A 14,181-nucleotide genomic window follows, 5' to 3' on the forward strand; every position below is an offset into this window, starting at 1 on the left:
TTAGCTTGTTAGAATTTTAATCGGGTTAGATAATAATTTGTGAATTGGGCACTTATCTGCAATTACCACTAATCTTTCACGTTGCTCTTGAGTTATTGGGCCAAGAAACTCTATTTTTCTTGTAATAGTGGTTTCTTTGCTCATTTCTTCTTCTTTGCAAATGGCTAAGTCTATTTTAATTGCTTCCAATGGGATTTCTTTTCTATCAGCATACATTCTAATGGTAATGGCCGTACAACTACCCAAACTAGCTAGAAGTAACGCACCTGGCGACATTCCTTCATCTGTTCCGCCTAATTCTGTTGGTTCGTCTGCATAAATTAAATGACCACCAGCATAAACTTTAGTTTTGTATTTAGATTGATCTAATTCTGTTATTGCAGTAATAATTGAAGAACTCATAATAATAATTTAATGGCTAAATTTACCATAAACATAATGTAAAATGGAAGAACAAAATGAAACTCAGCAACGATTAATTAATTTTCAATCATTTACTGGAAAAGAAATTACAAATTCACCTTCTCATTTTATGAATTGGCTAAAACCAACATTAATTAATGCTGAACGTGGAACATTACACTGTAGCTATTTGGTTAGGAAAGAAATGACAAATCCTTATGGTATTTTACATGGGGGAATTACTGCTGGAATTATTGATGATCTAATTGGTGCTACAGTATTTATATTAGGCTTAAATACCAGATATACAACCATAAATAATAATATAGATTATTTTGCGACGGCAAATGAAGATGATATAATTACTGCAAAAACCTCAATTGTAAAGCAGGGAAGAACAATTATAAATTTACAATGTGAAGTTTTCTTGCCATCTAAAAATAGACTAATTGCTAAGGGATATTCTAATATGTTGAATGTTGGATAAGCGTTGATTTATGTCAATAGTTTGTAGTTAATTGCTTGGTGATAAATTAAAGACTATCAACTATTTACCATCAACTACTCTTTAAAAAGATTTCTTAATAAAAACTTAATTTTAGCTAAACAATTGGTTTGTAAGTTTGTTACTACATCACCCTAAACCAAAATACCATGTTGAACAATTATTTAAATCTCCAGTTTGATGTTAAAGGTAAAACCTTTAAAGGTTTTTGTATGAGAATTCAAGACGATTTTCATGTAACTTATGCGGTTATTTTAGAAGATTGTCATTCGTTTTGCATTTGGTTAGACGAAAAAACTGCAAAATGGTATTCATCTAAGTTTACAAATTTAGATCCTAGTGTTTTAGATCAAATTATTGGTAAAATAGACGTTAAAGAAGAGACGCAGTATCTGGTTTCTTAATTCTAATACAATTTATATTTAAATTCATTCTTAATACACTGTTGTGTTAAGTTTAAGTTAATGATTTTTTGTAATTTTCATTAAACTTAAACTTAATTCACAGATTATGAACAGAAAATTTATCCTAATTCTATTCGGATTCTTGCTGTTTGCCACAGTAACTTTTGCCCAAAAAACAATAAGAGGTAAGGTTGTTGATGCTACAGATGGTAAAGGCATTCCTGGTGTAAGTGTACTTGTAAAGGGCACAACATCTGGTGCAACAACTCAAACAGATGGGTCATACGCTATTAATGTGCCATCAGATGGTACTACCTTGGTTTTTAAATATCTCGGTTTTGCTACGCAAGAGGTTGCAATTGGTAGCAAGTCAGAAATTAATATTACCCTAGCTTCTAGTGCAGAAACTTTAGAAGGTGTTATTGTAACTGCACTTGGTATAAAACGTAGTGAGAAATCAGTAGGTTATTCCGTACAAGTAGTAAAGGGAGGAGATTTAACTATGACTAAAGATAACAATGTTATCGGTGCCCTAGCGGGTAAAATAGCTGGCGCACAAGTTACTGGATCTTCTGGTGCGAACTTAGGTGGAACGCAAAAAATTAAATTGAGAGGAGTAAATTCTGTTACAGGTGGCGGTAGCCCTTTAATAGTAATTGATGGTACACCGTTTAATAATGGGAACTTTAGTAATTCGGACGCAAACGGAGTAGACCTTGGAAACTTAGCACAAGATTTAAACCCAGAAGACATTGAAACTATCAGTGTTCTAAAAGGACCAGCTGCTGCAGCCTTGTATGGCTCTAGAGGCCAATACGGTGCAATTTTATATACCACAAAAAAAGGTAAAGAGGGAAAGATGACAGTAGAGTTTAATACTTCTAATATGATGGAAAAGGTTGGGAATTTTACGCCTATGCAAAATATATATGGAGTTGGTAACAATCAAACTTTTTTAACTTTTGGTGCTACAACACCGCTTTCTGGTCAAAAGTATGTTACTGGAAACGACGAGAGTTGGGGGCCTAAAATGGATGGTACACCTATAAGGATGTATTTTTCATTTTATCCACAAGATTCTAGATTTGGACAATTAACACCCTTTTCACCACAGCCTAATAACATTAAAGACTTTTATGAAACTGGTTTTAACACAAACAATGGTATAACAATAGCTGGCGGTAATGAAAAGATAAATTTAAGGCTAAGCTATAATAATACCTATATCAAAGGAACCTATCCAAATACAAATTTAAAAAGGAACAATTTAGGTTTATCTTCTTCTATAAAAATCACAGAAAAACTAACAGCTGGAGCAAACTTGAACTACGCAAACAATGATGGCATAAGACCAGTACAAGGTTATCAAGGTTCTTTCACGGGGGCATCTCAGTGGTTTCAAAGAAATATAGATATTAAAGAATTAAAAGATTACAAATATCCTGATGGAACGATTAAGAACTGGAATGTTAATCCTAGCACTGCAGCAGCAACTGCAGGTATTATTTTAACTAATAATCCTTCAGACTGGAATAATCCATATTTTGATGCCTATGAAAATTTAAATCTAGATGATAGAGATAGGTTTTTTGGAGATATCAATTTATCGTATCAAGTATTGCCAGAACTAAAATTATCTGGATTTGTAAGGTCGGATATGTATGTGCAACGTTTAAGAAACTATAGAGCTTTAGGAGGGAGGTTTATCGGAGGAACTGCAGATGGATATTCAGAAGGGAAATATCAAAATACAGAAAATAATTATGAGTTTTTAGCGCAGTATAACAAAAGTTTTGGAGACATTTCCTTAAATGTTAATGCAGGAGCGAACTTGTTAACTCAAGAGTATTCTTATCTCTCTCAATCTACGGCTGGTGGTTTAGTTAGCCCAGGATGGTTTAATATCGCAGCTTCCGTTGATAGACCAGTTGCAAACGGTTATTTAAGAAAAAAGCAAGTTAGGAGTGTTTATGGCATGGCGTCTTTAGGGTATAAGGATATTTATTTTATAGATGCGACTATCAGAAATGATGTTTCTTCAGCTTTGCCTAGTAACAATAATTCATATGTTTATCCATCAGTTTCGGGTAGTGTTGTATTTAGCGAGTTGCTAAAATGGAAGCCACTGAGTTTTGGTAAATTTAGGATGTCATACGCTGTAGCTGGTTCAGATCTATCTGCATACGAAATTTCCCCTGTATATGTAGCAGGTACAGTGTATACGGGTACACCAGTTATTAATACTCAGACATTACCAAGTGTTTTAAGAAATCCGAATATAGAACCTTCTTTTGCTAATTCTTTTGAAGTAGGAACTGAGTTGAAGTTTTTAAATAATAGGGTTGGTCTTGATTTTACTTATTATAATCAACTTAATGAAAATCAAATCATTAACTTGACGGTTTCTCCTGCAAGTGGTTATGGTGCAACTGTTGTTAATGCTGGTAAAATTAGAAACAAAGGGATTGAACTATCTTTGAATGCAATCCCTATAAAATCAAATAATTTTACTTGGAATACTGTATTAAACTTTAATAAAAACAACAATATGGTAGAGGAATTACATCCTGATGTTAAGCTATTAACTTTAGGTAGTAATGTGTACTCAAACCAGACCGTATTCTTATATGCAGAGGAAGGTAAAGAATTTGGATCTATCGTTGGCCCAGGCTACGCAAAAGATCCGTCTACTGGCAAAATATTATTGGATGCAGCAGATCAACCAGTTCGTCAATTAGGCGTTGATTTTGGATCTGCTATTCCTGATTTTACAGGCGGCTTTAGAAACACTTTTAAATATAAAAACCTTGATCTTGGTGTGATGATTGACTTCCAAAAAGGTGGAAATTTTATGAGTTGGACAAATATGTTGGCTGCAAAAGCAGGTACAGCAGAAATAACTGCCGCTATGAATGATAAAGGATTTAACATAAGAGAACCATTAGCTAATGGGGGAGGTGTAAAAGTAAGTGGGATATATGCTCCCGGAACAATAAAAACTATTAATAGTGTACCTACTAACGTGGGTGGGCAAGAATTTACTGGTTATGTTGATGCTAGGGAATACTACAGGAACAGATTGGGTACTTATATTTACGATGAGTGGATTTATGATGCTTCATACATCAAACTTAGAGAAGTTACGTTAGGTTATACATTATCTAATAAGCTGCTAGCCAAAACCCCTTTCTCTTCTGTTAGAATTGCTGCTATTGCTCGTAATCCATTAATGATATGGCAAAAAGCCCCTAAAGGTGTAGATCCTTCAGAATTATCATCTGGGAGCGGATCTGTTAGCTGGATAGAAAAGGGTGAATTACAAACGGTTAGATCATTTGGATTTAATTTAAGTGTTAAGTTTTAATTTGTAATACGATGAAAAAAATAATTATAAAAGGACTAAGCTTGATATTGATATTAGGATTAGTAGTTCCAGGATGTACAAAGTTTGACGAAAACTTAAATAAAGATCCAAATAGTGCAAGCCAGGCTTCTGGTACTAGGCTTATTGCAAATACTATGTTGTATTTACCTGGAATAAGTTCAAATGCATATGGTGTCCATTATCCGCAATACTTATCGCTTACCACGTTCCCGAATAATGCTCGATATATAGAAACAAATTTCAGTTTCTCATCATGGTACTTAGCTTTAACTAATCTAGAAGTCGCGTTAAACTCTACTTTGGAACCAACAGAAGGTTTAATAGATAATCAAAAAGCGGTAGCAAAAATTTTAAAGGCGTATATATTTTGGCATATGACAGATAGATGGGGAGATATTCCATTTTCAGAGGCACTTCAAGCAGGTGCTAATTATGTGCCTAAATATGATAAGCAAAAAGACGTTTACAATGGCCTATTTAAACTCTTGGATGAAGCCAGTGCCCATATTACGGTAACTACTGCGGCTGGCAACATTAAGAATGATATTATGTATGCTGGTAATATAGACAGATGGAGGAAACTTGGCAATACCATTCATATGCTAATGGCGTTACGTCTTTCGAAAGTTGATCCAGTTACAGGCAAAGCTGAATTTAATAAAGCATTGGCAAGAGGTATTATGACTGCTAATACTGATAATTTTGCTTTTCCACATTTAGCTCAGGCAGCACATCAAAATTTTTGGTACAATTCTTTTACAAGTTTAGGAAGACAATGGTATGCAGTAAGTAAGCCTTTAGTAGATTATATGAAACCTTTGGCAGATCCAAGGTTGCCTATTTTTGCTGATAAAACAAGTGCTACTAATGATTATGTAGGCTTAGCTTATGGATTATCAACCGACTCTCCGCCAGCTAACTTCTCATTGTTAGGTGCGAATTTGCGTAAACAAGATTCTCCTGTTTATTTGGTGACATATTCACAAGCATTATTTGCTTTAGCAGAAGCGGCAAAATTAACTTGGATTACCGGCGGAGATGCTACTGCCGCTACGCACTATAATAACGCAATTACAGAGTCTATCAGACAATGGACTGGCACAACTACAGGTGCAACTACTTATTTGGCAAATCCTAGTGTAGTTTATTCTCCTACTAATGCAATTAAGCAAATAGCTACAGAAAGATGGGTACATTTATTTTTGCATGGTTACGAAGGCTGGGCAGAATGGAGAAGAACTGGATTTCCAGTTTTAACAGCTGCTCCAGGAGCTAATGGTGATCTAATTCCGAGAAGAGAAGGGTATCCTGTAAACGAACCTCAAATTAACAGGATAAGTTATAATGCTGCAGTAGCTGCATTTCCGTATGGTGGTACCGATGGTTTAAATGCAAGAGTTTGGTGGGATAAACCATAGTTAATTAACAGCTTTCAATTGGCAAATTGAATAATGTCATACTGAGCCGTCGAAGTATCGAAGGATAATATCAATAAAAAAGTCCCATTCTACAAAGAGCGGGACTTTTTTTATTGGAAGCGCAATGGCAATGCAATTTTTTAAGTTTGTTCCTGCTTTGCGCTAAATCTTTTTTGATTGTCCTTCGACTACGCTCATGATGACATCAAAAAAGGATATCGCTCCAATCAGGGCTATGATTATCGGATGTGCAATTAGCTGTTAATAATTCAAAAGACCTGCGTATTCTAAACCTGACATACGCGAAAATCTCTCGATCCTTCATCGAGAATTGTAGCATTGGCAGGACTTACATTAATAGTATTATTGCTTTTGCTTTACTGATAATTTAGAGATAAAAATTTATAAACTACTTCCAAAAAACAAATAAGCCAAGCCTATTGCGGTACAAACGCCCACCAAATCTGCCAATAACATTGCACCAACCGCATAACGAGTATTTTTTACAGAAATAGAACCAAAATAAACTGCTATTACATAAAAAGTGGTATCCGATGCACCCTGAAAAATTCCAGATAATTTACTTGCAAATGAATCGGCGCCGTAAGCTGTCATTGTATCAACCATCATCCCCCTTGCCGCACCACCACTTAAAGGCCTAATTAAGGCAGTAGGTAAGGCTTCAACAAAACGAGTATCTGAACCAAAAAACATAAATATTTTCTTGATGCCTAAAATAACAACATCAAAAGTTCCACTAGTACGCAACATGCTTATGGCTACCAACATTCCAACTAGGTAGGGGATAATTTTAACCGCTGTTTCAAATCCATTTTTAGCACCATCAATAAAAGCATCAAAAACATCAATCTTTTTATAAATACCACCTAAAACAATTAGTAAAAAAACAAGTAAAATAAGTCCATTACTTAATATCCCAGAGAAGGATTTAATGCCGTCTGCATTTAAAGAGGTTACATATAAAACCAATAATGCAATAAGGATGGAAATACTTAAAATCCAACCAATAATAACAGGTTGAAATAAATTGATCTTTTGTTTAAAAGATACAATTAGCATAGCTGCCATTGTACCAACGAATGTTACAATTAAACATGGTATAAAAATATCTGTAGGGTCTGATGCATTTTGAGACGCACGTATGGCGATTACACTTACAGGAATAAGACTTAAACCGGCAGCGTGTAAACACAAAAACATTAACTGTGAGTTACTTGCGGTATCTTTATTGGGGTTTAGTTCTTGTAAACTTTCCATTGCTTTTAAGCCGAAAGGTGTTGCAGCATTGTCTAGTCCTAATAAATTAGCAGAAAAATTCATAATCATATGTCCCATTGATGGATGACCTTTTGGTATTTCTGGAAAAAGTTTAGAGAAAAATGGACCAACAATTCTAGACAATAAGCGAATACCACCAGCTCTCTCTGCAATACTCATGAAGCCCATGAACAAAGCAAGAATTCCGATAAGCTTTAAGCACAACTCTACTGATGTCCAGCAAGTTTCAATTATTCCATTTACCTTTGTTAAGTTGGTAGGGTCATCGGCTTTGCCAACAACCATCCAGCTAAAAATTTCGGTTTGACCGAAGAAAAAACATTTTATACCAGCAACAACAATTGCTACAATAATAAAACCAGACCAAATTCTACTTAATGCCATTCGTTTTTAATTTTGATGTTGAATGTAGTATTTTTTTAAAGCAATTTTTCATTTGTATATAATGTTTTTTAATGGTAATGAAGCTATCATGAGTTTTAGTTTCTTAGCGGTAAGCTCATGATGGTTCCATTTTCAAAAGACAAAATTATGTTGTCTCCTTCAAATAATTGAAAATTAGCATTTTTAAATAGAATAATTTCTCCCTTAAGCAGGTAATTAGTTGCAGATAAAGTATGATAGGCATCACAAAAGCTTAAATCACCTATATCTTGAATAGCATACGTTTTAGCTGTACTAAATCCATCAGCTGTTGCACATTCTTCATAATTAATGCCTATACTCACTTCAATTCCATTTAAATTCACATTATGAATTAGATAATGAAAAATCTGTTTATTGTTTTTAGGAATAGCAAAGTAATTTTTAGTGTCTTGTGTTTCAAAACTTTTACTGGCAATTGAAATTATTCCAGATAGGATAGAAGCGAAGTAGTATTTCCTAATTTCTTGCTTTTCGAAATCATTTTGGTAACCACCAGCCTCAATTAATATAGTTGATGTGCCAGCTTTTTGAAAATTATCTCCAAAAGCCCTTGGCTCGAATTCATCGTCAAATAAACCAATCTGTCCTGGTAAATATTTGTCTAAATCCTTAAACATATCTGCAATCACTAACATCGCGTGTTGTCTAGTTTCATCAATATTTAATTCTTCATCAATTGCAGGTGCAAGAAAAGACAATGTTGCAGGTTTTAATGTTTTAGTAACGCTCCAAGTAGTTAATTGATCGTGCAAGTTAAATCCAAAATCAGGATTAATATCTGCTCTGCATTGCTTTAATATTTTAGCTTCTGGACTAGTTTCTTTTAGAAAATCCCTATTGATATCAATTTGCTGGATATTTCTCCTTGTAAAAACCTCAGCCCCATCAGGATTAACCATAGGGATGATATGCAGTTGGCAATTCTCAGTTAGCAGTTTTATTAACTCATTATCGCTCTGCAAAAAGTTAAACAAATCAAATAAAGCCATAGTTCCTGTGGCTTCATCACCATGCATTTGGCTCCATAGCATAATTTTTGTTTTGCCTTTTCCCCAACTAACAAGGTTGATGCTTTTTCCATTTACAGACTTTCCTAACTCCTTAATTTCAAAAGCAGATGGAAGCTTTGTTAATAATTCAACAATATCTTTATGTTTAAAAAAGCGGTCTTTTAACCGCTTTTCTTTAAATATTGCGTAATTATTTATTACAGATTTAATGTTCATTTGTGATTGTCAAATAAAACTGTCAACTGTTAATTATAAACTGAGAACTGATTAAGGTTTTTCGTCTGTCAACTCAAATCCCCAAGTTTTTCCTTTTTCTGTTGCAGGAATACCACCAACCATCCAAACTGGTGCTTTTACACCTTTTAAATAATAATCAAAAAACTGTTGTTCACGAATTTGAATATCTTTTCTGTTTTGACGTTGCACCAAGTTGTGTGCTTCGTTGTTATAGTTTAACAACCAAACTGGCTTGCCTAAACGTTTTAAACCAGTAAACATTTCAATACCTTGATACCAAGGCACAGCTCCATCAGCGTCGTTACTCATTACCACTACAGGAGTATTCACCTTTGGGAAATTAAATAATGGAGAATTTTCGATATATAATTCTGGCTTCTCCCATAAAGTTGCACCAATTCTACTCTGTGTTTTTTCATATTGAAATTGTCTATTCATGCCACTTTCCCAACGAATACCACCATAAGCAGAAGTCATGTTTACAACTGGAGCACCTGCCCAAGCGGCTGCATACATATTGGTTACAGTTATTAAATGTGCAACTTGATAACCTCCCCAACTTTGACCTTGAATACCAATTTTAGAACCATCTACCCATGCGTTTTTCTTTAAACTTTCTACACCAGAATTGATGAACTCTTCTGCAGATTTACCCGGATGACCAATTTCGTAACTGATATCTGGTGCAAAAACTAAATAACCATTACTTACAAAAAATGGAATATTTAAACGAGAAGGAGTAGGGGCAGGAGCATTATAAGCATACAATCCGTCAGATAGTTTTTCATAGAAATAAACAATCATAGGGTATTTTTTATTGGGATCGAAATTTTCTGGCTTGTATAAAATACCTTCAGATTTATAACCTTTTGGTGTTGTCCATTTTACTAATTCTGCAGTTCCCCAGTTGTATTGAGATTGTTGTGGGTTTGTGCTGCTTAATTTGGTGGCAGTTTTTAATCCATCTCTAGAAACATATACATCAGGTGAATTAGTGTAATTTCCTTTATCAAAAATATAAGCATCAGCATTTTTAGCTTTTACCAAATTAGAATAAGTCATCGGAGCCATAATTACCAATTCCGGCGCTTTACTATCATTAATTCCTTTGCGATAAAAACCACGTTCTTTTGTAGTGTTGTTAAAAGCATCTAACCATAACACATCTTTTTTTGTAAAAAATCTATCATCCGGATTTACACGTTCAACCCTAAAAGTAAGGTTATTCGTTCTTCCAAATCCATTAGTGAAGTTTTTTGGTGCAGACTTACCATCTGGCGAAAATTGCCAAATATCATAACGGTCATATAAATAAACAGCTTTATCTTCTTCAGACCAACCTGCTATGCCATAACTGTTTGGTAGTGCAGGAACATCATTTTCTTCGTTATAGAATTTAATATTCATACCTGCATTTAAAATTGTCTTTTTACCTGTAGCAACCTGGTATGTATTCCAAGACATGTCTTTCTCATTGTAATAAATGATATAATTGCCATCTGGAGATGCAGATGCATTGCCATCTAAACTCTCAATTATCTTTTTACGAGCGCCAGTTTTAATATCCACCAAATAATAATCTCGAACAGTGCCGCCAGTCCATTGAGATGCAATGCGATTTCCATAATCTGTTGATGCCAATACGAAAGCAGCATTACCTTCATTTACAAGTGTTGCATCAGGTAATTTTGCATCAGTTAAAGGAACAATTCTTGGATCTACGCTGTAAATATCAATTGCAGTTAGGTAACTTCTTTTAGATTCTCGGTCTGCATTTTTTAATTGCATTGATTGTAAATAATCATCTTTATAACCCCAAATGTCTAGTTTGGCATTTTCAAAATCTACCAGAGTTGTATCTTTTGCCTTTTTAATAGGGGCAATGCCGAAGAATAATTTATTTCCATCTTTACTAAAGGTTACTTTACCATCACCGCTAACTGCAAACCTTTGTGGCATACCAGTCATGTCATTATCTACTAAAATTTGTGCAGTATCTAAAGTTGGTGAGTTATAATAAAGATTAAAGTCTTTGATTTCTGTTTTTTCAGGACTTGTTTCCCCTAAAAATGCCAAACGCTCACTATCATCATCAAATACAAAGCTTTTAAAGTTTCCTTTTGCTTTCACTAGTGTTTTTAAAACTCCTGTTTCATTATTTAATAAAAAGACACCCATTGGGGCTGTTTTCTCTTTTTTAGAGCCAGAGCAGGTAAAAACTAGTTGTTTGCCATCTTTGCTAAAAGCATAGTCTGTTACAAATTTATAAGTGCGCTCAATACCAGTTGTTAAATTTTTAACAATCAAATCAGTACCTTCCTTTGCTGTACTAGCACCTGCAGGTTCATCATCTGCAAAGTAATCTGCATCATTTTTGTTTTCTTGTGTTTGTGTAGTTTTAGTTTTTTTACTTGTATCTACAGGCTTTTCTAAATTATAGGCTAAAATAGAGGCTCCATTTTCTGGAAATTTAAAAGACTTTACTCTGGGGATTTTAGAAATAGCTGTTGTAGTTAGGTTAACTATGCCTAAAGTATCTTTTGTCATTTCATCTGGTTTTTTCTTTTTGATTTTTGCCAATCTTGTATCCTTATATAAAGGTTTAATGGCAAAAGCTGCAAATTTACTATCAGCACTAAATAATGATGAACTAGCAAAACCTTGTTGAGCGGCTGTACCTCTGGATACTTTAATTTTTTGAGCTGTTGAGGTTTGTTGAAAGTATAAGTTTGGATCGCCTTCTTGTTGGGTTATGCTATAGGCAGCCCATAATCCATCGTTTGAAAATTGTTTAATACCAACAGATTCCCAAGTATCGTAAACAGAATGATCTAATGGCTTTTTTTGCCCATAAGCTATACTAGCAAACAATAAAAAAAGGATGGTTAGTTTTTTTTGCATGGTTTATAAATAATTTTAATGGTTAGTCTTATCGAATGCTAAAAGTTGCAAATTTTAAGCATAATTTCATCATGTGTATGCCAAATTTTACATAAAAGTAGAATGTTTGCTCTTGTAAAGAAATTAATAACTCATTAAAAAAATAGTTTGTCATTTCGACTTTGGAGGAATCTATAAGTTAAAATTACTGTACTCCAAATTTCTTTTTTATCGCATTATGATACCTAATCAAGTTGGGTATGACTGATTCGGAATTGGAGTAAATAAAAAAAGCCGCAGATGTTCAGATTTAATTCTGCGCATCTGTGGCTTTTTAATTATCAGTTGGCAATTAGCAGTTCTGAATCCAAAACTGAAAACCTTTAACTCTGTACTGAAAACTTATTTCCCTTTTTTCTCTTGGGTTTTAGCTTGAGCTTGAGTTCTCATGTAATCATCTAAACGAGCTTGGAACTTAGATTTTTTCTTTTCTGCCTGTGGTTTGGTTTTGTTTTCTTGTAAAATGGCGTGGATCTTGTCATCATTAACCATTTTTCTAATTAAGTATTGTTGCAAGAACGTAAACATATTCGCTAAGAAATAGTAATAGTTCAAACCTGCTGGGTAACTATTCAAAACTCCTAAGAAAATGATTGGCATTATGTAACCAATGTATTTCATTTGGCCTGTAGCACCAGAAATTTGGTTGTTAAAATAAGTGTAAATTAATGTAGAAATGGTCATCAAAATACACATCAAACTCAAGTGATCTCCAATGAATGGAATGGTAAAACCAAATTTAATGAAATCATCATAAGTTGATAAATCATGCATCCATAAGAAGCTTTCTCCTCTTAATTCGAATAAGTTAGGGAAGAAGAAGAAAAACGCCATTACAAAGGGTAGCTGTAATAGCATAGGTAAACATCCACCTAACGGATTAACCCCTACTTTTTTATAGAGCTTTAGATATTCTTGTTGTAAAAGTGTTGCATTGTCTTCACCCACTTTGGCTTTAATCTCATCCATTTCTGGTTTTAAGATTCTCATTTTAGCCATTGAGATGTATGATTTATATGTTAATGGAGACATTGCTATTTTAAGCAATACAGTTAAAACCAAAATGATTAATCCATAACCCCAACCAAAGCTTTCTAAGAATTGGAATACTGGTAATACAATGAATCTATTGATGTATTTTAATGGCCAGTAACCCATGTCAACTTGTTTCTCAATGTCTTGACCTTGAGCTTTTAAGTTGTCAAATTTGTTATCACCAAAGTAAAACTTCATCGCATAGTTTTGCGTAGCTAGGTGCGTGTATGGGAGTTGCATATTTGCGCCATACCATTTTACCTTACCGGTATCAGTTAATACCTTAACTTCTAACTCACCTTTTTCAAAAGGAACTTGTGGAATTAATACTGCTGAGAAAAATTGTTGTTTAAATGAAAACCATTCAATTTTACCTTCTTTTAGTTCTTCTTTTTTATCTCCACCCATACCTAAATGGTCTGGGTTTTCACCTATATATTTATAGTAAGGAGCAGAGTGCTCTTGCTCTTTTTTAGCAGATTTTTCTTGTTCTAATAAAGTAGTTTCCCAGTTTAAAGAAACATTGTTTCCTTGTACAATCTGGTTTAAACCATTTAAATTAATGTTAAAACCAACATTATTGCTTCCTGCTTTAACATCATAAACAAACTCAATAAACTTATCTGCACTATAGTTGGCACGCATGCTAATGCTATTTGCAGTTTTTGTAGCAGTTGTAAAATAAAGATTATTAGTGTTTACAATTTTACCATCGATATTGATATTTAAGCCAAATTTGTTTTCGTTGCCTTTAAATAAAATAACAGGTTTTTTAGAGTACGTAACTTCCTTTTTTAATTCAACAGCTAAAATTTTACCACCCAAATTGGTGAATGTTAATTTTAATAAATCGTTCTCTAAAACTGATGTTTGTTCAGCTCCGTTAATATTGCCACCAAATGGCCCTTTTAACGTAGTTGTATCTGGTTTAACTGAATCTGCTGGCTTAATGGCTACCACAGCTGGTGTAGCTTTTGCTGCTTTTACTTTACTTAATGAGTCGGCGGTAATTTTTTCTCTTTCTTTTTTAATATCTGCCTCGCTAGGCTTCATAAAAAAAACAGAAGCCCCTATAATTATCATGATTAGGAAGAGCCCTGTAAATGTATTTCTATCCATT

The 14,181-nt window shown here is 33.9% G+C and carries 9 protein-coding genes; 4 read left to right on the top strand and 5 right to left on the bottom strand.

Features of this window, described 5'->3' with window-relative positions; genetic code table 11:
• Positions 1-402, bottom strand: coding sequence for an OsmC family protein (locus FA048_RS07130; RefSeq protein WP_136839554.1), 402 nt, complete (start codon positions 400-402; stop codon positions 1-3).
• A 43-nt stretch (positions 403-445) separates the two neighbouring features.
• Between FA048_RS07130 and FA048_RS07135 the strand changes: the two genes are divergently transcribed.
• The 4 genes from FA048_RS07135 (at position 446) to FA048_RS07150 (ending at position 6,114) form a co-directional block, all read left to right on the top strand.
• Complete coding sequence (locus tag FA048_RS07135; protein ID WP_205943448.1) at positions 446-889, top strand: PaaI family thioesterase; 444 nt, start codon at positions 446-448, stop codon at positions 887-889.
• Between the two features lie 167 nt (positions 890-1,056).
• A complete protein-coding gene (locus tag FA048_RS07140) occupies positions 1,057-1,311 on the top strand; it encodes a hypothetical protein (protein WP_136839555.1) in 255 nt (84 codons plus the stop codon).
• A 106-nt stretch (positions 1,312-1,417) separates the two neighbouring features.
• A complete protein-coding gene (locus FA048_RS07145; protein WP_136839556.1) occupies positions 1,418-4,675 on the top strand; it encodes a SusC/RagA family TonB-linked outer membrane protein in 3,258 nt (1,085 codons plus the stop codon).
• Positions 4,676-4,686: 11 nt separating this feature from the next.
• Positions 4,687-6,114, top strand: a complete 1,428-nt coding sequence (locus tag FA048_RS07150; protein ID WP_205943449.1) for a SusD/RagB family nutrient-binding outer membrane lipoprotein — start codon at positions 4,687-4,689, stop codon at positions 6,112-6,114.
• Positions 6,115-6,516: 402 nt separating this feature from the next.
• Here the strand turns inward: FA048_RS07150 and FA048_RS07155 are convergent, their stop codons facing one another.
• From FA048_RS07155 to yidC, 4 genes are all read right to left on the bottom strand, one after another.
• A complete protein-coding gene (locus FA048_RS07155; protein WP_136839557.1) occupies positions 6,517-7,797 on the bottom strand; it encodes a nucleoside recognition domain-containing protein in 1,281 nt (426 codons plus the stop codon).
• Positions 7,798-7,892: 95 nt separating this feature from the next.
• Complete coding sequence (locus FA048_RS07160) at positions 7,893-9,065, bottom strand: M14 family zinc carboxypeptidase (protein ID WP_136839558.1); 1,173 nt, start codon at positions 9,063-9,065, stop codon at positions 7,893-7,895.
• A gap of 51 nt (positions 9,066-9,116) precedes the next feature.
• Entirely contained in the window at positions 9,117-11,987 is a 2,871-nt protein-coding gene (locus FA048_RS07165) for a S9 family peptidase (RefSeq protein WP_136839559.1), read from the bottom strand.
• A gap of 381 nt (positions 11,988-12,368) precedes the next feature.
• Positions 12,369-14,180: a membrane protein insertase YidC gene (gene yidC, locus FA048_RS07170; protein ID WP_136839560.1), complete on the bottom strand. Its 1,812-nt coding sequence runs from the start codon at positions 14,178-14,180 to the stop codon at positions 12,369-12,371.
• Position 14,181: the final 1 nt, after the last annotated feature.

Origin of the sequence: Pedobacter polaris (assembly GCF_005116505.1) — a bacterium.
In the GTDB taxonomy this organism is placed as follows: Bacteria; Bacteroidota; Bacteroidia; order Sphingobacteriales; family Sphingobacteriaceae; genus Pedobacter; species Pedobacter polaris.

Bases quoted from the DNA above. Each gene is read 5' to 3' on its own strand.
- FA048_RS07155 (WP_136839557.1), bottom strand. From the start codon at position 7,797: ATGGCATTAAGTAGAATTTGGTCTGGTTTTATTATTGTAGCAATTGTT.
- FA048_RS07135 (WP_205943448.1), top strand. From the start codon at position 446: ATGGAAGAACAAAATGAAACTCAGCAACGATTAATTAATTTTCAATCA.
- FA048_RS07160 (WP_136839558.1), bottom strand. From the start codon at position 9,065: ATGAACATTAAATCTGTAATAAATAATTACGCAATATTTAAAGAAAAG.
- FA048_RS07140 (WP_136839555.1), top strand. From the start codon at position 1,057: ATGTTGAACAATTATTTAAATCTCCAGTTTGATGTTAAAGGTAAAACC.
- FA048_RS07165 (WP_136839559.1), bottom strand. From the start codon at position 11,987: ATGCAAAAAAAACTAACCATCCTTTTTTTATTGTTTGCTAGTATAGCT.
- yidC (WP_136839560.1), bottom strand. From the start codon at position 14,180: ATGGATAGAAATACATTTACAGGGCTCTTCCTAATCATGATAATTATA.
- FA048_RS07130 (WP_136839554.1), bottom strand. From the start codon at position 402: ATGAGTTCTTCAATTATTACTGCAATAACAGAATTAGATCAATCTAAA.
- FA048_RS07145 (WP_136839556.1), top strand. From the start codon at position 1,418: ATGAACAGAAAATTTATCCTAATTCTATTCGGATTCTTGCTGTTTGCC.
- FA048_RS07150 (WP_205943449.1), top strand. From the start codon at position 4,687: ATGAAAAAAATAATTATAAAAGGACTAAGCTTGATATTGATATTAGGA.